We start from the raw sequence: 17,069 nt of genomic DNA, 5'->3' as shown, positions 1-17,069 counted from the left end.
AGCGATAATGTCCTAGAGAACTGTACCTGAACGCAAGCAAAACCGGTGACATGACCATGACCGCGATCCGCTTTGCCGCAGCCTTTGTGCTGGGAGCCCTCGCCACCCCGGCCGCACTGGCCGCCCAGACTGAACCGCCGGCCCCCGCCTACGAGGCCCTGATCGCGTGCCGGAGCGTGGAATCAGAAGCCGAGCGCATGGCGTGCCTGGACCGGGAGCTCGCCCGCTTCGCCGAAGCGGTCGAGTCGGGACGTGTCGTCGTGATTGAGCGTGAGGCGGTGCGGGCGCTGGAGCGCGAAAGCTATGGAATCACCATGTCGGGTGTTCAGCGCCTGACTGGACTGCTGCGCCGGAGCGGTGCCCAGGGCAATGAACCTGAAACCGAAACGCTCGAAGATGGCAGCCAGATCGTGTACCGCGCCGACGGCGGCGTGGATGAGATGCGCGCCCTGCCCGTGACCGGCGTGCGCTATGATCGGGCAGGCAAGGCGGTCGTGACCCTCGCCAACGGGCAGATCTGGGTTCAGACTGACTCCACATCGTTCGGCCGCGTGACCCGGGCCCGGCTGGACGAAGGTCTGACAGCCGACCTGCTTCCCGGGGCCATGGGATCAAACTTCATGACGCTGAGCCACCACCCGCGCCGCTTCCGGGTGCAGCGCACCGACTGACCGACACAATTTGAAAGGATCGCTTATGGCCCTGAAGCTCCCCCTCAGCCGCCTGTCCGGCCGCATGGCGTTCGCCTGTCTGCTGCTGGGCACCGCACCGGCCGCGTATGCTGCGCCGCTCGATTCGATCCTGTCATGCCGCCAGATCGAGGATGCGCAGGCGCGTCTGGCCTGTTTTGACGCCGCGGCAGCGACCCTGTCACAGGACGTGGAGACTGGCGTCGTCGTGGCTGTCGAAGGCGTTGAAATCGAAGCCGTTGAGCGCGACGGGTTTGGCTTGAACCTGCCCAGCCTGCCACGCTTGTCATCCGTGTTCGCCTGGCGCGGATCGCCGTCAGACAGCGCAGAACAGCCCGCTGCGCGAGAGCGCGAGGGGGCTCTGGCCAGCGCTGAGACGTCCCCGGACGCGCGGGTCGTAGAACGGCGCGAAGACGGGCAGATCCAGATGATCGAGCTGGTCATCGACCGCGTTTCGACCCATGGCTACAACACCACCCGCTTCCACATGACCAATGATCAGATATGGGAAGTCACCGACACGATGAGTGTCAATGTTCCGCGTGTGCGCCGCGGCGAGGTGCTGAACGCTGAAATCCGGCGCGCTGGCGCGGGTGGCTTCTTCCTGCGCATAAATGGCGAAGGCCGCGCCATGCGGGTCCGCAGGCTGGAATAGCCCTACGGCCCGTCCGCCGGATCGACAAGGTCAACCGGACGTATCCGCCCTGCCGGACGCTAGCGGTCCTTCGGATCGATGGCGTCCCTCAGGCCGTCCCCAATGAAGTTGAAGCAGAACAGCGTCAGCATCATCGTGGCGGCCGGGAAAAACAGCGTCCAGTTGGCGATTTCCATGTCGCGCGCGCCGTTGGCGATCAGATTGCCCAGCGAGGTCAGCGGCTCCTGCACGCCCAGGCCCAGAAAGCTCAGGAAGCTCTCGGCCAGGATCACCACCGGAATGGTCAGCGTGACATAGACCACGACCGGCCCGAGCACGTTCGGGACAATATGGCGGCGGATAATGGCGGTCTGGCTGACGCCCGCCGCCTGGGCGGCCTCCACGAACTCCATGGAACGCAGCGATATGGTCTGACCGCGCACAATACGCGCCATGGTCAGCCACTCCACCGCGCCGATGGCGACGAAGATCAGGATGATGTTCCGCCCGAACACCACCATCAGAATGATCACGAAGAAGATGAAGGGCAGCGCATACAGCACGTCCACGATGCGCATCATGATCTGGTCCACGCGCCCGCCCAGAAAGCCCGCCGTTGCGCCCCAGATCACGCCAATCACCAGTGACACCGCCGTCGCCACCACACCGACCAGCAGGGACATTCGCAAGCCCACCAGCGTGCGCGCGAACATGTCGCGCCCCTGGGCGTCCGTGCCGAAGATGTGCCAGTTCTCCCAGGTGGGCGGTATCTGGACGCGGTCGCGATAAATCTCGCCGCTCTCATGGACCCAGAGGAACGGACCCAGAAAGGCCAGCAGCACCAGCACCGCCAGCAGGATCATGCTCGCCACGGCGGCCTTGTTGCGCAACAGGCGCGCCAGGGCATCGTCCCAGAGCGAGCGGCCCTGCACGGCGCTTTTTTCAAGCAGTTCGGTCTTTTCCGATGGGGTGGAGGTGAACACCATCAGTCGTACTTCACTTTCGGATTGAGCGCTGCATAGAGCAGGTCCGCGACCAGATTCAGCATGATGATGAGGCTCGCATAAAGGATCACAACGCCCATCACGACGGTGTAGTCACGCTGCAGCGCGGCGAAAACGAACTGACGTCCGATCCCCGGCAGGGAAAACACCTGCTCGATAACGATCGAGCCCGTCAAAAGCGCCGCCGCCGCGGGGCCGATATAGCTGACCAGCGGCAAAATCGCACTGCGCATCGCGTGGCGAACGATCACGGCGGGCCCTGACAGGCCTTTGGCGCGGGCGGTGCGGATATAGTTGGACCGGATCACCTCGATCATCGACGCGCGCATGAGGCGCGAAATAATGGCGATCTGTGGCAGGGCGAGCGTCGCCACCGGGAGTATGAGGCGGTCAATGGTCATGCCAAAGCGTGGATCAAGCCCGCCCGATGGTAGCCAGCCCAGATAGATTCCGACCACTAGGGACAACACCGGGCCCACGACAAAGGGCGGGATCACAATGCCGATGGTCGCAAATCCCACGACGCCAAAATCGGCGACCGAATTCTGCCTGAGAGCTGCGATGGAGCCGAGCACCGACCCCACCATCAGGGCCAGCGCGATGGATAACAGACCGATCGTGGCAGAAACCGGAAAGCCCTCGGCGATGATGTCGGCCACGTCCTTGTCACGGAATTTCAGGGACGGGCCCAGATCACCGCGCGCCAGGCCCGCCAGGTAATCCACGTACTGCTTCCACACCGGCTGATCCATGCCATAGGCCGCCAGGATGTTCTGACGGATCTGCTCGGGCATCGGCTGTTCGAGATCGAACGGACCGCCCGGCGCAATACGCATCATGAAGAACGCCACCGTGATGACGACCAGCACCGTGGGCACGGCGACAAGCAGGCGGCGGGCGATGTATCCGATCATGCGGTGCAAATTCGATGGTTGAGTGGAAAGGCCATGAGTTTGTGAGCGTTGCGTCCTGCCTGATCAAGGGGAGCCCGCAGTGCGGCGCAGTCAAGCAACTTTCGGTTCAACTGCTTGAATCGCCTGCAGTCAGCAGTTGGGACGCGCTGTCATTGTGCGCCTGAATGGGCGCTGAAGCGGGCGGCGGTGCTGCGTCCGGCGCAAGGCCCGACGCCACGGCACGCAGGGCGATCACCGCCAGCAGAGCCAGCGATGCCATGCGCAGCCGGGCGCTTAACCAGATCACCCCCGTCTTGATCCATTCGGCCATGTTCGCCTCCGAGACAGCCATCCAGCCCGTCTGCAAGCAAGCGGCAGGCCAGCGGGCGGCTCACAACGACTTGAGTTGCGCGCGATTGCGCAGCACCTAAGGTGCGCAGCTGGACCCGGGAGGCTCATCCATGCACGCGCGCGCCTGGTGGCACGACTTCGCGATTGAAGGCGCGGCCTTGCGGGTGCGCGCCACCGGCGTGCGCGTACCGCTCTCCCACGCTGTGCTGGGCGATTTCGCCCAATGGACCCCGTACTTTCTGGCCCTCAAAGTCCTGGAGCAACAAGTGGTGCGGGATGGACCGCGCATTGCCTTTGCGCCGCATGTGCCGCGGCCATGGTTCCTGATCTGGCCGGCTGTGCGCCTGTCCGGGCTGCGCCCGTCACCCAGCCGGCACGAGGCGGACATTCTGTTTCATTTCGAGGATGCGACCCACGGCGAGCGCCCTCACGGGTGGACCGGACCGGGTATCAATCTCGATTGCACGGACATCTCGAAATCCCATGTGGCGCGCATGTTCGAGTCTGTGTTTGGCCGCACTCTGGCCATTGATCCGCAAACTCATGCCGGGTCTTACGTGGACAAATCCGAAACCAACGCCGCCCATGACGGCCAGGTGAAAACCGGTCCCGCAGCGCGCATGCCCGGGCGATGCTACCAGCGCCTGATCGACACCGTGGCACCGGACGGCATGGTTGAGGACCTGCGCTGCGCGACGGTGGGCGGCCAGATCGCGGCAGTGTTCGTGAAGCGCCGGCCCGCGGCGCGCCGGTTCGAGAACCACAATGCCGAAGTGCGCCTGACCACACCTGAAGCGGTATTCAGCGCCGATGAACGGGCGCGGATCGCTGCGTTCTGCACCGCCTTGCGGCTCGACTGGGGTGGGCTGGACGTGCTCAGAGACCGGACCTCGGGCGAGATCTGGATCGTGGATGCCAACAAGACCGACATGGGGCCGCCCGTATCACTGACACTGGACGCCAAGCTGTCAGCGACTCGGCATATCGCCGTTCATTTGCGCCGTCATTGCGAAACCCTTCTCGAAGCGAGCCGAGCCGCATGATTGATTTTGTTCACCAGCCTGACGCCGCCTACGCCACAGCAGAAAAGCTTTCCCCGCTCGTGCGGCGGATTGTGGCGCGCAATCCGGGCCCCTTCACCTATACCGGCACCGGCGTCTTCATCATCGGCCACGGTGACGTGGCAGTGATCGACCCCGGCCCACGCCTGCCCGAGCACGAAGCGGCCCTTGACGCCGCGCTGGCCGGTGAACGCGTTACCCATGTGCTGGTCACGCACCATCACATGGACCACTCTCCCCTCGCCCACCCGCTGGCGCGCAAGCATCGCTGCCACGTCCATGCGATCAGCCCGCGGCAGGCGGACACTCCCGGGACCGAAGTGCGCCTGGAGGCCGGTGACGATTCCGGGTTCCGCCCAGACCACGAGATCGCCGACGGCGATGTCTTCACCGGACCGGGCTGGACTGTCACGGCGCTGCATACGCCGGGACACACATCCAATCATGTCTGTTTTGCGCTGGCTGAAGAGAACACGCTGTTTTCCGGCGACCATGTCATGGGATGGTCCACCTCGGTGATCAGCCCGCCTGACGGCCATATGGGCGACTATCTGGCGGCCCTGGAGCGGGTGCGCGACGCGGGCTTTGATCTGATCCGCCCGACCCATGGGCCGGCGATCGACAGGCCGCGATCCTTCCTGTCGGCCTATATCGGTCATCGCAGGGCGCGCGAGCGCCAGATACTTGAGCATCTCAGCAGCGGGCCGCGCCATATCCGCGAGCTGGTGGCAGCGATGTACGCCCATGTGGACAAGCGCCTCCACCCGGCGGCGGCCCATTCGGTGCTGGCACATCTGATCCATCTGTTCGAACAAGGCCTTGTGCGGTGCGACGGCGCGCCTGCGCTCGACAGCCAATACGCCCTGGCCTGACGCACACCCTGTTCAGCGCGCGCGCGATCTGCATGAATACGGCCCATGACCACTGACCCGCTCGACGCCCTCACATCCGCCCTGCCACCAGCCAGCTGGAGCCGTGATCCGGACGAGATCGCGCCCCACGCGCGCGATTGGCGCGGCCGCTTTCAGGGCTCGGCACCGCTCCTTCTCAAGCCTTCCAGCACAGCTGAAGTAGTGCGCATTCTGAACATCTGCCAGGAGCGCCGGATCGCGGTGCTCCCCCAGGGTGGCAATACCGGACTGGTCGGTGGCTCCACGCCTCAGGGTGAGGTGGTGATCTCCATGAAGCGCATGAACGCCGTGCGCGCGGTTGATCCGGCCAATGACTCGCTAACCTGTGAGGCCGGTGCCAATCTGGAAACTGTTCAGGGTGCCGCGCGCGAGGCCGGGCGGCTCTTCCCGCTATCGCTGGGCGCACAGGGCTCTGCCATGATTGGCGGGCTCATCTCCACCAATGCCGGGGGGGTGCATGTGCTGCGCTACGGCATGATGCGCGATCTGGTGCTCGGCCTGGAAGCCGTGCTGCCAGGCGGCCAGGTCCTGTCGGACCTGGCGGGTCTGCGCAAGGATAATACCGGCTATGATCTCAAACAGTTGTTCATTGGCGCCGAAGGCACGCTCGGCGTGGTCACCGCCGCGACGTTGAAGCTGTTCGCCCGCCCGGCCTCCACGTCTGTGGCCATCGCCGCCGTGGCCGGCCCGGCCGGGGCGGTAGACCTGCTCTCGCTGGCAAAAGACGCCACGGGCGGCGCGGTGTGCGCCTTCGAGCTGATGCCGCGCATCGGGCTGGATCTGGTGGTCGCCCACGTGCCCGGCGCGCGCCACCCGCTGACTGGCGAGCCGGACTGGTGCGTACTCATCGAGGTGACCAGCGGCGAGCCGGACCGGGCGGCCATCCTTATGGAGCACGCGCTGGAGACTGCGTTTGAACGCGGCCTGGTCTCTGACGCCGTGATTGCCCAGTCCGAAGCCCAGGCGGCGGAGTTCTGGCGGCTGCGCGAATCCATTCCCGAGGGCGAGAAGGCCCACGGTAAGGCGGCCAAGCATGATGTCTCTGTGCCGGTGTCGCGCATGGCGGCGTTCATGGAAGAGGCCACGGCGCTGGCCGAAGCCGCGCTGGAGGACGTACTGGTAATTGCGTTCGGCCATGTCGGTGACGGCAATGTGCACTTCAATATCGCCCGCCGCAGCCCCGGCGGCGGTGATGAATTCCTGACCCGCGCAGCCCCCGTGACTGCCCGGCTTTATGATCTGGTAGACCACCATCACGGGTCGATCTCGGCCGAACACGGCATCGGTACGATCAAACAGGCCGAGTTTCTGCAGCGAAAGCCGGCAGAGGCCAGCGTGATGCGCGCCATCAAGGGCGTGCTCGACCCCCACGCGATCATGAATCCGCGGGTGCTGCTGGGCTAACGCCGCGCTATTTGACCCGGGCGCTCCAGACCTTATTTCAGGGACGAAGCCTGACGAGGACGCCTGATGCTGATTCTGCTTTCGCCCGCCAAGCAACTCGACTTCACGCCCGCCGCTGCGCCCCGCGTGACGCAGCCTGAGCTGATCGGGCGCACCCGTGTGCTCGCGCGCACCACACGCGCGCTGAGCCAGAGCGACCTGAAGTCGCTGATGCATTTGTCCGATGATCTCGCCCATCTCAATCGCGAGCGCTTTCAAGCGTTTGATCCCGATGCACCCGGCGGTCAGCCTGCCGCCTTTGCCTTCGCTGGAGAGGTCTATCGCGGTCTCGACGCGCGCTCTCTGGATGCGGAGGATCTCGACTGGGCCCAGGACCGGTTGCGCATCCTGTCGGGCCTTTACGGGTTGCTGCGCCCGCTGGACGCCATTCACCCGTACCGGCTGGAGATGGGGACGCGGTTGAAGACGCGGTCGGGGGCCAGTCTTTATGATTTCTGGGGCGATGACATCGCCAAATCGCTCAAACGCGATCTCAAGGACGCGCCTGCGCCCGTGGTCGTCAATCTCGCCTCCCAGGAATACGCCAAGGCCGCCCGGCTCAAGGCGCTGGGTGCGCGGGTGATCAGCGCCGACTTCAAGGAGGAACAGGACGGTCAGCTGCGCGCCCTGATGGTCTTCGCCAAGAAAGCGCGAGGCATGATGGCGCGCTGGATCATCGAAAACCGGATCGAGGACCCGGACGCCCTCACGACGTTCAATGTCGACGGCTACCGATTTCAGAGCCATGACCCCAAGGCAGACACCTTGCTGTTCACCCGGCCCCAGCCGCCGAAAAAGGGTTAGCGGGCGCTGCCGGCGCTGTCAGGCGGTAGTGGACGGCCAACCGGTCCAGCGCCAGCCGAAGGGCCGGCGCACCGCTGCGTAATGGCCAGCCGAGATCCCGCTCGGCCGCGCCCATGGGCATCTCTCTCAGAACCAGTGCTACCAGCAACCGGTCCAACCCCGGCCCAACGGCGGCCAAGGCGTCGAGCACGCGCGCCTGGGCAGCCAGCCGCCCCGGCGGGGCCTCGCACCGGTCGCGCGGCGCGCGGCGGACCTTGGAGCCGGGCTGTCCGCTCCAGTCCATGGTTACACGTGTCATCAGGGCCGAGCGCTCATAATCCTGACGCAGGATCGCGGCAGCGGCGAGATGCAGGGGCCCGATGAGCGCTGGCTGATCACCACGCGCACGGACATAGCGCGCCAGCGGTGAGGACGCGTCGAGATCAGCCTGCACGGTCTGCATCCGGCCTTCAGGCCCCATCACACTGCGCACGCCCATGCGCCGATGCTGGGCCGCGAAATCACCGTCGGCATATTCGCGCTTCACACGATCCAATCCGGCGGCGCTCAGCACCAGCCCGTGCGCTCCGGCCTCCAGCGTGCCATCGGCCTCAGCGTTGCGCACCTCTCCCGGTGCCGCGATCGCGAGAGGACGGCGTCTTCGGTCTGCGCCTGAAAACACGCCATAGCCGCGCTTGCCCCCCGGCAAGGGGGCCAGCACCCGGCCCGGCGCATCCAGGCGCCTGAGCCAGCTGGCCGCGCTCATGCAGCCAGTTCGTGTGTCGCACGTCCAGGTCCGGGCAGGCTGCGCAGGCAGGCCTCAAGCTCATCGAGGCACTGGTCAAACACCGGATCATCGCGCCGGTCCTCAATGCGGTGGCAGGCATGGGCGGCTGTGGAACGGTCGCGGGCGAACGCCTCGGCGGTGCGTGCCAGGCTCAATTCAAACGCGACATGGGTGAGATAGATGGCGATCTGGCGGCCGAGCGCAGCCCGGGCCGAGCCGCGCGTCGCTCTTGTGATCTCCTCGACGGGGATGTCGAACGTGTAGGACACCGCCTGCTGGGCCAAGCGCGCCCGGGCGAGATCGAGCGCTCGGATTTGGGACTGCATGGTTTCCTCCGCCCTCAAGCGTTCCGGTTTCGGATCACTATACGGAGAGCGGACAGAATCGCGGATAACTTTCCTATGCCGGGGCGGCGACTCTCTTGAATCGCTTATATTTCCCGCATGAAGATATGAGACTACAACGGGGAGAAGTACGCGACGACTAGGACAGCTGCAAGGAGCACGCCTGTCCAGATCGCCATCAGCCCGGACGGGAATATCCGCGACAGCGAACCGGCCGGGCTGAACACGTTGAAAAGCCGGTTTGTCCACCGGCGGATCACGCCGCCGAGCCCGCGCTCGCTGGCACCCGCCAGCAGCACGCCCACCGCGCCGCCCCAGCGCACGACACCGTCGCCCACCCGGCGATAAAACCAGTCCACATCGAGAATGGTGCGGTCGCCGCGCAGCGGGAACAGGTTGAGCCACACCATCACGGCAAAGGCGAATGCGCCCGCCAGCAGGATCTGCACCTGTCCGATGGCATTGTCTGCGGTGTAGGGCTCGTAATCGATGGCAAAGGGCAACAGGCCGTAAAGCGCCTGCCAGTGCGTACCGAGATAAACACACAGGAACGCCGCCAGTCCCATGGCCAGGAGCATGTTGAGCGGCGCTTCCTTGACGCGGTAGCCACGATCCTGACCGAAGAACGCAAAGAACGGGACTTTCAGCGCGCTGAGCTCCATCACGCCGGCGGCTGCAAAAACCAGCAGTCCATAGACCAGCACATCGCCGTGATAGGACACGGCTGACAGGACGAGCGTCTTGGTCACGAAGCCCGAGAAGAGCGGCGCACCGACCAGAGCGAGCGCGCCGATGATGGACAGCACGCCGGTGACCGGCATCGATCGGAACAGCCCGCCCAGCTCGCTGACCTTGGCCGTGCCGGTGCGGTGCATCACGGCCCCGATCACCATGAACATCAAAGCCATGTAGAACACGCCCACAAATGCGTTAGCCGCAGCGGCGTTCAGGCCCAGCGGCGTGCCCACCCCCACGCCCACGACCATGAAGCCCAGCTGGTTGTTGAGCGCATAGGCCAGCGTGCGCCGCAGATCATTCTCCACAATCACGAACAGGATCGGGAAGACGGCCATGATGGCGCCGATCGTGATGAGGATCTCGGTTCCGGCAAAGCCACGCGCCAACGCATAGATCGCCAGCTTCGTGGTGAAGGCCGACAGCACCACAGCGCCCACGCCCGTCGCCTTGGGGTACGCGTCCTGCATCCACATATGCATGAGCGGGAAGGCCGCCTTGATGCCGAACGCGATCAGCAAGACCAGCCCGGCCGGATCTTCCATGCCGATGGCATCAAACGTCCAGGATCCGGTCTGGCTGGCCCAAAGCGCGGCACCGCCCAGCAAGAGCACGCCTGACAGAACCTGGATCGCCAGATAGCGCAGACCCGCGCGCTGGGATTCCGGCGTGCCGGCGGCGAATATCAGCGGCGCGGAGAACAGCGCCGTCAGCTCCCAGAATACAAACAGGGTCAGGAGATCGCCGGCAAACACCGCGCCCACCGCTGCGCCGGCATAGATCAGCGCCGAGCCGTCAGAGATCCGGCTGCGCTCATGCAGGGCATAAATCCCGTTGAGGAAGGCGGCCAACAGGAAGACCAGCGCCCAGATGCGCGACAACCCGTCATAGCGGAACGTCTCCAGCGTCATCGGCCCGAGCTCGATGACCGCGTAGACGCCGGGCTCGCGCGTGGCGAACCACGCCGCCAGGCCCAGCAGCGGCGCGGCGATCATCACCACCTTGCGCGCATGGGACCACGGCAGGGCCAGCGCCAGCACACCACCCAGGATCAGGAACAGGGCCGGGTTTACCCCGTGGAGCGCGCCGAACAGATCAATCATCACGCCCCTCCCCGCTCACATCACCTGCAGCATGCTCGTAATAGTCGCCCCGGTGCCCGAACAGCCAGCGCATGCCCCAGCCGGCCAGGATTGCCGCCAGCGTGGCCGGGATCAGCACCAGCTCATAGGGCCCGGTCACGGTGCGGTATTTGGCAAAGCCGTCCTCGGTCAGGAGAAATTCAAGACCGAAGCCGATCAGGTTCGCCGCGCCGAGCGCCAGCACGATGGTCAGGCCAACCACGCCGCCCGACAGGCGCGGCAGCCGGCTGGCGGTTTTGGTCTTCGGCGCGTTCATGGCGTCATCTCCGTCATGAAGACCGGCGTCAGATAGTCGATCAGCGGCCCGATGGCGAAGAACAGAACCACGGTTCCGATAGCGGTGATCAGCGGCGCCACCCAGACCAGGGCGGGCGGCAGACCGGGCTTCATCGGACTGGTCTCGGGCGCGGGCTTCAGGAAGCCGCGGATCGCGATGGGCAGGAGATAGCCGATATTGAGCAGGGTCGAGGCGATCAGCACGGCGATCAGCCAGGGCTGGCCGGCACCCGCCGCGCCCTCCATCAGGAAGATTTTGGGCCAGACCCCGCCAAAGGGCGGCATGCCGATGATCGACAGCGCGCCGATCAGGAATACCGCAAACGTCACGGGCATCAGCCGTCCCAGGCCGTTGAGCTGGGAAATGTCGGTCTTCTTGGTGCCGGTATAGATCGCACCGGCGGCCATGAAGAGCGTGATCTTGCCATAGGCGTGCATGATGATCTGGAGGGCCGCCCCCAGAAGAGCCAGCGGGCTGGCCAGCATCGCACCGAGCGTCACGTAGGACAGCTGGCTGACTGTGGAATAGGCCAGCCGGGCTTTGAGATTATCCTTCGTCATCGCCATCACCGACGCGATCACGATGGACGCGCCCGCGATCCAGGCCAGGACGTTCGCGGCGGGTAAAGTCTCGATGTATTGCGGGCCGAGAATATAGATCGACACTTTCAGGATCGAGAACACGCCCGCCTTCACCACCGCCACGGCATGCAGCAGCGCCGACACCGGTGTGGGTGCCACCATGGCATTGGGCAGCCAGGGATGGGTCGGCATCAGGGCCGCCTTGCCGATCCCGAAGGCAAACAGCACCAGAATGATTGAACCGGCCACCGGCCCGACACCGCCCATGATCCCGCCAGCGGTGAAATCGGTCGTGCCGGTCAGGGCATAGGTGGCGAAGATCGCCGGCAGGAACAGTCCGATGGACGTCGCCAGCAAGATGCCCAGATAGATCGAGGCACCCTTGCGCGCCTTGGCGTCGCCCTTGTGCGCCACCAGCGGATAGGTCGCCAGGCTCAGCGCCTCGTAAAAGAAGAACATCGTGATCAGATTGCCCGACAGGGCAATGCCCATGGCCGCGGCGATGGAGATCGTGAAGCAGAAATAAAACCGCGTCTGGTCCTTCTCCTTGTTCCCGCGCATATAGCCGATGGAGTAAAGCGAGTTCACGATCCACAGCCCGCTGGCCACCATGGCGAACACCGCGCCCAGCGGCTCCAGCGTGAATTTGAGGGACAGGCCCGGCGCGATCTCAAACAGGGTCAGCTCCGGGCGCCCGCCCGCAGCCTCCACCAGATACGCCACGACAATCGCCAGCGCGACGGCAGTGACCAGAGTCGCGGCTTCGCGCAGGTTCGGCCAGCGGCCCAGCAACAGCACGCCTGCGCCGCCCACCAGCGGCAGGATCAGGGCCAGCGCCAGGGCAAGTTCGGGGGTCCAGCTCACGGGTTCACCCCCGCTGCAATGGCTGCATCAGCGGCGGCGCGCGCCATGTCCACAATCGGCTCGGCCCAGACGCCGAACACCAGATTGGCCCCGGCCAGCACGGCCAGCGGGACAGCGATGGCCAGCGGCACCCGCTTGGGCGAGGTCTTGCGCGCTTCGTCGAGCGGCGTCACCCATATCGCCACCAGGATCCGGTAGACGTAGAACACCGCGATCACCGAGGAGATCAGGATGGCGGCCACCGCCCACCACCAGCCCGCGTCCAGCGCGGCCTGGATCAGGTAGAATTTGGAGATGAAGCCCACGGTAAACGGCACACCCACCAGCGACAGGGCACCGATGGTAAAGGCCGCCGACGTCACCGGCATCACCTGGCCAAGCCCCTTGAAATCCTCGATCCGCCGGATGCCGTAGGACAGCGCGAACGCGCCCAGCGCCATGAACAGAGCGCCCTTCATCATGGCGTGATTGATCAGATGGAGCATGCCCGCCGACAGGCCCAGCGAGGTCGCCATGCCCAGACCCAGCATCATGTAGCCCACCTGCGCTACGGATGAGTAGGCAAACAGCCGGCGGACATTGTTCTGGAACAGAGCCTGAGTAGAGGCCACCAGCATGCCGGCAATGGCCAGCGGCGTGATCACCCAGATCATGGCGTTGGTGACAAAACCCGTGCCGATTGAGAACACGTCGTAGCTGAAGCGGATGATGACGTAGAACGCCACTTTGGTGGCGGTGGTGGCCAGGAATGTGGTCACGAAATTGGGGGCATAGGCGTAGGCGTTCGGCAGCCACTGGTGCAGCGGGAAGAGCGCAGCTTTCAGTCCGATCCCGACCAGGATGAAGGCGAAGCCAACCTCCACCGCGCGATTGCCGTTCAGGTCGGCGATGGCCCGGCCCATATCGGCCATGTTGAGCGTGCCGGTTGTCATGTAGATGAAGCCGACACCGATCACGAAGAATGTCGCGCCGATCGTGCCCATCACCAGATAGTTGAACGAGGCGGTGAGCGCCTGGCGGTCCTTGCTCCATCCCATGGCGATGATGGCGTATGTGGCGATGGAGGAGATTTCGAGGAAGACGAACAGGTTGAATGCGTCACCCGTGCTCGCCACGCCGGACAGGCCGGCAAAGCAGATCAGGAAGGCCGAATAGAACAGCGAGCGCTTCTGGCGCGATATCTCATCGGCCACGCTGGGACCGGCAAACAGCACGGTGAGCAGACCGGTCGAGCCCAGCAGCAGCAGAAGCGCGGCGTTGAGCGCGTCAATCCGGAACTCAATGCCCAGAGGTGGCTCCCAGCCACCCATCGCGTAGGACAGGACAGCTCCCTCGGCACGCGTCGCCAGGAAAATCTCCAGCGCCAGCACCAGGGCCGATCCGATGCCCAGCACCGTCATGCCCCATGCAACGCGTCCGCTGGTGATCATGGCGGCCGGTGCCGACAGGATCAGCGGGATCATGACCAGCAAGGCTGGCGCATGGGCCGCGATTGCGGCCGGGAGAAACTGCGGCTCCATCGCCCCTACACGCCTCTCTTCAGCTCGTCATCGTGGTCAATCTCGGACAATTCATCGTCCTCGATGGTGCCGTAGACCTCGCGGATGCGCACCACCAGCGCCAGCCCCATGGCCAGTGTCGCCACACCGACCACGATTGCGGTCAGGATCAGCACGTGGGGCAGCGGGTTGGCATAGACCGCGTCCGGCGGGATCGTGCCCGCAGCCAGATCGGAATAGTCGAATATCGCGGGGCCGCCGCCGGTGACCTTGGCGGTAGCGATGTAAAGCAGAAACACCGATGTCTGGAAAATCGATAAGCCCACCATGCGCTTGACCAGATTGCCGGTGGCGATGACGGCGTACAGGCCGACCATCATCAGCACTAGGATCACCGCAAAGGTGAAGCGATCGCCTAGGATCTCGAGCATCGCGTCAGTCCTCCGCCGTATCGTCGCTGCGTTCACGCCCGGCGAACGCGTAGAAAATCGCGATGATCACCGCGGTGACGCTGGTCAGCACGCCAAACTCCACCGCCACGATGCCGATATGCTGGCCCAAATAGGTCTGGTTGGGGTCAAGCACGGTGTAATTGAGAAAATTGCCGCCCATAAACAGCGACACAAACCCCACACCGGCGAAAATCAGCGCGCCCAGCGCCATGCCGATCCGCGCCCACCAGGGCGGCACCGCCTTGCGCGCGGCGTCCATGCCGAAGATCAGCGCATACAGGATCACGCCCACGCCGAGCACCACGCCGGCCGAAAACCCGCCGCCGGGCGAGTACTCGCCATGGAAATGGACGTAGAATCCGAACAGAAAAATCAGCGGAATCAGCAGCTTGGAAACAACCCGGAGGACGACATACGGGTTCATCAATTGTCCTCCCCGCGCTTGCCGCGTCCGGACAGGTTCAGCAGAAGCGCCACACCCACGCCAGCGGCGAAGACCACAAACACCTCGCCCATGGTGTCAAAGCCGCGATAGCTGGCCAGCACGGCCGTGACCACGTTGGGAATATTGATCTCTTCGGGTGTGCGCGCGATGTACTCCATGCCCACGCCGGTATTGGCTGGGCTGTCGGCTGCGCCATAGACCGGCAGATCGCCCAGTGCATAGAACACAGCCGCACCCGCGGCCGTCATCACCACCAGCGCGGCCCAGTGGCGGAAGGCCGTGGTCGGTTTGGCCTCGCCCGAAGTGAGCAGCATGGCCGCCAGCAGCAATACGGTGGAAATGCCTGCGCCCACCGCCGCTTCCGTGATCGCCACGTCCGCCGCGCTGAGCGACACGAACCAGGCGGCAGCGATCAGCGAGTACACGCCGGTCAGCATGACGACGGCGAACAGGTTCTGCAGACGGATCACGGCCAGGCCGATGAACAGCAGCATGACCATGAACAGATAGTCGAAGAGCTGGGTGATCTCCGCGCCGTTCATTGCGCCTCCTCCCGCGTCTCATCAGAGCGCCAGCGGCGCAGCAGCGGCTTGAGGCCCGAGCGGTAGGCAGCATTGGCCACGGCATGGGTCGATGTCGGACTGGTCAGGAAGACAATCAGCCCGAGGATCGCCAGCTTCACGCTCACCAGCGTAAAGCCCGACTGGATGATCAGCCCCATGATGACCAGCTCCGCACCCAGCGTATCGGTGACGCCCGCAGCATGCATGCGTGTGTAGAAATCAGGCAGGCGGATCACGCCGATGGCACCTGCCAGGACAAGGCCGGCACCGGTCAGCATGAAAGCGGCTGAGGCCAGGGCCTGAGCGACGCCAAGCCAGAACATCCAGTCCATCATCACTCGCCCTCCCCGTCCTTGCGCGCCGCACGCGGTTCTGAATCGAACAGCGCCACATCCAGCGAGCGGTAGCTGAAGAATTTCAGGATCGCGATGGTCGCCACGAAATTGATCAGGGCATAGAGCAGCGCAATGTCGATGCTGTCAGCCTGCCCGACCGCCAGCGAGAACACGGCCAGGAACAGAACGATCTTGGTGCCGAACGCATTCACCGCCAGCACGCGGTCATAGAGTGTCGGACCGATGAACAGGCGCACCAGCATGAGCGCCATAGCGGCGACGAGCATCAGCGCAACGACAATGTCGACAAAGCCGGTAAAGTTCATCAGCCGGTCTCCCCGGTGGCGGCCTTCACCCGGCGCTCGAACGCGCGGAAGCCTTCCTGGCTGGCGAACGATTCGTCGAGCGCATGCAAGATGAACCCGTTCTCCTGGATCTCCATGGTCACCGTGCCCGGGGTCAGGGTGTAGGAGTTGGCCAGCGTCGCGCGCGCCACATCATCACGCAGCGTCACAGGTGTCCGCGTCACCACAGGCTTGATGTCGATCACCGGCGACAGGACGATGCGCAAAACAGCGATGTTGGCAGATACGATCTCGCCTGCCAGCCAGCCCCAATAGCTGTAATACCGCACCCGCAGATACGGCGTGGACTCACCATCCAGCAGGCCCATGCGCACGGTCATGAAGACCGTCACGGCAATGGAGAAGACCGCCAGCGACAGGATGGGCTGCTTCAGCCCGTATCCGGACAGCAGCGCCCACATCGCGGCGAGCACGATGGTCAGGGTCACGCCATAGAGCCATTTGCGGGTCAAAGCCCGGTCCTCCCTGGAAAGGTGACAGCTGAGATCGGCGAACGGATTGGCACGGGTTCTAGGCAAGGCGCAGGGTGATTTCCAGCGAAACCGGTGCGCTTGCAGCGAGTTTCTTCATATGGCGCGTTTTCGCCGGTCCACGGCGGGGGTCAGAACCGCTCGCCGCGCACCACTTCCACATCATAGCCGTAAATGATCCCTGGATAGCGCTCGAAGAACACCGCTGCCTTGTCGAACACGCGCTCGGCGATCTCTGCGGTGGTGACCGCATGGACGATCTTCATTTCAACGGCTTCGAAGACCCCGTCGCGGCTCCAGTCTCCCGCAATGCCCGAGCCTTCGCGCCCGTCAATGATTGTGAAGCCCGACACACCGCAGCTGCGGATCAGCTCCACCAGCCGGCGCAGATGCGCGGCCTCCACGATGGCGATGACTTTCTTTCGGATCGGTCGGGCCATG

At 64.6% G+C, this 17,069-nt stretch carries 22 protein-coding genes; 6 read left to right on the top strand and 16 right to left on the bottom strand.

Features of this window, described 5'->3' with window-relative positions; all coding sequences use genetic code 11:
- Nucleotides 1–56: 56 nt before the first annotated feature.
- Both L2D00_02570 and L2D00_02565 read left to right on the top strand, forming a co-directional pair.
- A complete protein-coding gene (locus L2D00_02570; protein WBQ13581.1) occupies nucleotides 57–671 on the top strand; it encodes a hypothetical protein in 615 nt (204 codons plus the stop codon).
- 25 nt (nucleotides 672–696) lie between these two features.
- Complete coding sequence (locus tag L2D00_02565; protein WBQ13580.1) at nucleotides 697–1,344, top strand: hypothetical protein; 648 nt, start codon at nucleotides 697–699, stop codon at nucleotides 1,342–1,344.
- A gap of 59 nt (nucleotides 1,345–1,403) precedes the next feature.
- Here L2D00_02565 and L2D00_02560 read toward each other — a convergent pair whose 3' ends face one another.
- The 3 genes from L2D00_02560 to L2D00_02550 form a co-directional block, all read right to left on the bottom strand.
- Nucleotides 1,404–2,309: an ABC transporter permease subunit gene (locus L2D00_02560; protein WBQ13579.1), complete on the bottom strand. Its 906-nt coding sequence runs from the start codon at nucleotides 2,307–2,309 to the stop codon at nucleotides 1,404–1,406.
- Nucleotides 2,309–3,241, bottom strand: a complete 933-nt coding sequence (locus L2D00_02555; protein ID WBQ13578.1) for an ABC transporter permease subunit — start codon at nucleotides 3,239–3,241, stop codon at nucleotides 2,309–2,311. The genes L2D00_02560 and L2D00_02555 overlap by 1 nt, the downstream gene beginning before the upstream one ends.
- Before the next feature lie 106 nt (nucleotides 3,242–3,347).
- Nucleotides 3,348–3,551: a hypothetical protein gene (locus tag L2D00_02550; protein WBQ13577.1), complete on the bottom strand. Its 204-nt coding sequence runs from the start codon at nucleotides 3,549–3,551 to the stop codon at nucleotides 3,348–3,350.
- Between the two features lie 130 nt (nucleotides 3,552–3,681).
- Between L2D00_02550 and L2D00_02545 the strand changes: the two genes are divergently transcribed.
- The 4 genes from L2D00_02545 (at nucleotide 3,682) to yaaA (ending at nucleotide 7,790) form a co-directional block, all read left to right on the top strand.
- Nucleotides 3,682–4,614 carry a hypothetical protein gene (locus L2D00_02545; GenBank protein WBQ13576.1) on the top strand — a complete coding sequence of 311 codons (933 nt, stop codon included), beginning with the start codon at nucleotides 3,682–3,684 and terminating at the stop codon, nucleotides 4,612–4,614.
- Nucleotides 4,611–5,504, top strand: a complete 894-nt coding sequence (locus L2D00_02540) for an MBL fold metallo-hydrolase (GenBank protein WBQ13575.1) — start codon at nucleotides 4,611–4,613, stop codon at nucleotides 5,502–5,504. The genes L2D00_02545 and L2D00_02540 overlap by 4 nt, the downstream gene beginning before the upstream one ends.
- 45 nt (nucleotides 5,505–5,549) lie before the next feature.
- Complete coding sequence (locus L2D00_02535; GenBank protein ID WBQ13574.1) at nucleotides 5,550–6,947, top strand: FAD-binding oxidoreductase; 1,398 nt, start codon at nucleotides 5,550–5,552, stop codon at nucleotides 6,945–6,947.
- Between the two features lie 66 nt (nucleotides 6,948–7,013).
- A complete protein-coding gene (gene yaaA / locus L2D00_02530; GenBank protein ID WBQ13573.1) occupies nucleotides 7,014–7,790 on the top strand; it encodes a peroxide stress protein YaaA in 777 nt (258 codons plus the stop codon).
- Here yaaA and L2D00_02525 read toward each other — a convergent pair.
- The 13 genes from L2D00_02525 to L2D00_02465 all read right to left on the bottom strand — a co-directional run bounded on the left by L2D00_02525 (nucleotide 7,759) and on the right by L2D00_02465 (nucleotide 17,068).
- Complete coding sequence (locus L2D00_02525; protein WBQ13572.1) at nucleotides 7,759–8,535, bottom strand: DUF6456 domain-containing protein; 777 nt, start codon at nucleotides 8,533–8,535, stop codon at nucleotides 7,759–7,761. The genes yaaA and L2D00_02525 overlap by 32 nt on opposite strands.
- A complete protein-coding gene (locus L2D00_02520) occupies nucleotides 8,532–8,882 on the bottom strand; it encodes a chromosomal replication initiator DnaA (GenBank protein ID WBQ13571.1) in 351 nt (116 codons plus the stop codon). The genes L2D00_02525 and L2D00_02520 overlap by 4 nt, the downstream gene beginning before the upstream one ends.
- A gap of 131 nt (nucleotides 8,883–9,013) precedes the next feature.
- Nucleotides 9,014–10,738 carry a Na(+)/H(+) antiporter subunit D gene (locus tag L2D00_02515; GenBank protein ID WBQ13570.1) on the bottom strand — a complete coding sequence of 575 codons (1,725 nt, stop codon included), beginning with the start codon at nucleotides 10,736–10,738 and terminating at the stop codon, nucleotides 9,014–9,016.
- A complete protein-coding gene (locus L2D00_02510) occupies nucleotides 10,731–11,033 on the bottom strand; it encodes a hypothetical protein (GenBank protein WBQ13569.1) in 303 nt (100 codons plus the stop codon). The genes L2D00_02515 and L2D00_02510 overlap by 8 nt, the downstream gene beginning before the upstream one ends.
- A complete protein-coding gene (locus L2D00_02505; protein ID WBQ13568.1) occupies nucleotides 11,030–12,499 on the bottom strand; it encodes a monovalent cation/H+ antiporter subunit D family protein in 1,470 nt (489 codons plus the stop codon). Before L2D00_02505 ends, L2D00_02510 begins: the two co-directional genes overlap by 4 nt.
- The gene (locus L2D00_02500; GenBank protein WBQ13567.1) at nucleotides 12,496–14,019 is read right to left on the bottom strand and encodes a monovalent cation/H+ antiporter subunit D family protein; all 1,524 of its coding nucleotides are present in this window, start codon (nucleotides 14,017–14,019) and stop codon (nucleotides 12,496–12,498) included. Before L2D00_02500 ends, L2D00_02505 begins: the two co-directional genes overlap by 4 nt.
- A 5-nt stretch (nucleotides 14,020–14,024) precedes the next feature.
- Entirely contained in the window at nucleotides 14,025–14,429 is a 405-nt protein-coding gene (locus L2D00_02495; protein ID WBQ13566.1) for a cation:proton antiporter subunit C, read from the bottom strand.
- A 4-nt stretch (nucleotides 14,430–14,433) separates the two neighbouring features.
- Nucleotides 14,434–14,874, bottom strand: coding sequence for a Na(+)/H(+) antiporter subunit B (locus tag L2D00_02490; protein WBQ13565.1), 441 nt, complete (start codon nucleotides 14,872–14,874; stop codon nucleotides 14,434–14,436).
- Entirely contained in the window at nucleotides 14,874–15,437 is a 564-nt protein-coding gene (locus L2D00_02485; GenBank protein ID WBQ13564.1) for a DUF4040 domain-containing protein, read from the bottom strand. The genes L2D00_02490 and L2D00_02485 overlap by 1 nt, the downstream gene beginning before the upstream one ends.
- On the bottom strand, nucleotides 15,434–15,793 hold the full coding sequence (gene mnhG, locus L2D00_02480; protein WBQ13563.1) for a monovalent cation/H(+) antiporter subunit G: 360 nt from the start codon (nucleotides 15,791–15,793) through the stop codon (nucleotides 15,434–15,436). The genes L2D00_02485 and mnhG overlap by 4 nt, the downstream gene beginning before the upstream one ends.
- On the bottom strand, nucleotides 15,793–16,119 hold the full coding sequence (locus tag L2D00_02475) for a monovalent cation/H+ antiporter complex subunit F (GenBank protein WBQ13562.1): 327 nt from the start codon (nucleotides 16,117–16,119) through the stop codon (nucleotides 15,793–15,795). Before L2D00_02475 ends, mnhG begins: the two co-directional genes overlap by 1 nt.
- On the bottom strand, nucleotides 16,119–16,610 hold the full coding sequence (locus tag L2D00_02470) for a Na+/H+ antiporter subunit E (protein ID WBQ13561.1): 492 nt from the start codon (nucleotides 16,608–16,610) through the stop codon (nucleotides 16,119–16,121). The genes L2D00_02475 and L2D00_02470 overlap by 1 nt, the downstream gene beginning before the upstream one ends.
- A 149-nt stretch (nucleotides 16,611–16,759) precedes the next feature.
- A complete protein-coding gene (locus L2D00_02465; GenBank protein WBQ13560.1) occupies nucleotides 16,760–17,068 on the bottom strand; it encodes a hypothetical protein in 309 nt (102 codons plus the stop codon).
- Nucleotide 17,069: the final 1 nt, after the last annotated feature.

It is taken from the genome of Hyphomonadaceae bacterium BL14 (assembly GCA_027627705.1).
Taxonomy (GTDB): Bacteria; Pseudomonadota; Alphaproteobacteria; order Caulobacterales; family Maricaulaceae; genus Oceanicaulis.
Note: the sequence above shows the minus strand (reverse complement) of the source record. Positions and strands in the feature narration are given on the sequence as shown.

Excerpts from the sequence above, each read along its gene's own strand:
- L2D00_02570 (WBQ13581.1), top strand. The coding sequence starts at position 57 with ATGACCGCGATCCGCTTTGCCGCAGCCTTTGTGCTGGGAGCCCTCGCC.
- L2D00_02565 (WBQ13580.1), top strand. The coding sequence starts at position 697 with ATGGCCCTGAAGCTCCCCCTCAGCCGCCTGTCCGGCCGCATGGCGTTC.
- L2D00_02560 (WBQ13579.1), bottom strand. The coding sequence starts at position 2,309 with ATGGTGTTCACCTCCACCCCATCGGAAAAGACCGAACTGCTTGAAAAA.
- L2D00_02555 (WBQ13578.1), bottom strand. The coding sequence starts at position 3,241 with ATGATCGGATACATCGCCCGCCGCCTGCTTGTCGCCGTGCCCACGGTG.
- L2D00_02550 (WBQ13577.1), bottom strand. The coding sequence starts at position 3,551 with ATGGCCGAATGGATCAAGACGGGGGTGATCTGGTTAAGCGCCCGGCTG.
- L2D00_02545 (WBQ13576.1), top strand. The coding sequence starts at position 3,682 with ATGCACGCGCGCGCCTGGTGGCACGACTTCGCGATTGAAGGCGCGGCC.
- L2D00_02540 (WBQ13575.1), top strand. The coding sequence starts at position 4,611 with ATGATTGATTTTGTTCACCAGCCTGACGCCGCCTACGCCACAGCAGAA.
- L2D00_02535 (WBQ13574.1), top strand. The coding sequence starts at position 5,550 with ATGACCACTGACCCGCTCGACGCCCTCACATCCGCCCTGCCACCAGCC.
- yaaA (WBQ13573.1), top strand. The coding sequence starts at position 7,014 with ATGCTGATTCTGCTTTCGCCCGCCAAGCAACTCGACTTCACGCCCGCC.
- L2D00_02525 (WBQ13572.1), bottom strand. The coding sequence starts at position 8,535 with ATGAGCGCGGCCAGCTGGCTCAGGCGCCTGGATGCGCCGGGCCGGGTG.
- L2D00_02520 (WBQ13571.1), bottom strand. The coding sequence starts at position 8,882 with ATGCAGTCCCAAATCCGAGCGCTCGATCTCGCCCGGGCGCGCTTGGCC.
- L2D00_02515 (WBQ13570.1), bottom strand. The coding sequence starts at position 10,738 with ATGATTGATCTGTTCGGCGCGCTCCACGGGGTAAACCCGGCCCTGTTC.
- L2D00_02510 (WBQ13569.1), bottom strand. The coding sequence starts at position 11,033 with ATGAACGCGCCGAAGACCAAAACCGCCAGCCGGCTGCCGCGCCTGTCG.
- L2D00_02500 (WBQ13567.1), bottom strand. The coding sequence starts at position 14,019 with ATGGAGCCGCAGTTTCTCCCGGCCGCAATCGCGGCCCATGCGCCAGCC.
- L2D00_02495 (WBQ13566.1), bottom strand. The coding sequence starts at position 14,429 with ATGCTCGAGATCCTAGGCGATCGCTTCACCTTTGCGGTGATCCTAGTG.
- L2D00_02490 (WBQ13565.1), bottom strand. The coding sequence starts at position 14,874 with ATGAACCCGTATGTCGTCCTCCGGGTTGTTTCCAAGCTGCTGATTCCG.
- L2D00_02485 (WBQ13564.1), bottom strand. The coding sequence starts at position 15,437 with ATGAACGGCGCGGAGATCACCCAGCTCTTCGACTATCTGTTCATGGTC.
- mnhG (WBQ13563.1), bottom strand. The coding sequence starts at position 15,793 with ATGATGGACTGGATGTTCTGGCTTGGCGTCGCTCAGGCCCTGGCCTCA.
- L2D00_02475 (WBQ13562.1), bottom strand. The coding sequence starts at position 16,119 with ATGAACTTTACCGGCTTTGTCGACATTGTCGTTGCGCTGATGCTCGTC.
- L2D00_02465 (WBQ13560.1), bottom strand. The coding sequence starts at position 17,068 with ATGGCCCGACCGATCCGAAAGAAAGTCATCGCCATCGTGGAGGCCGCG.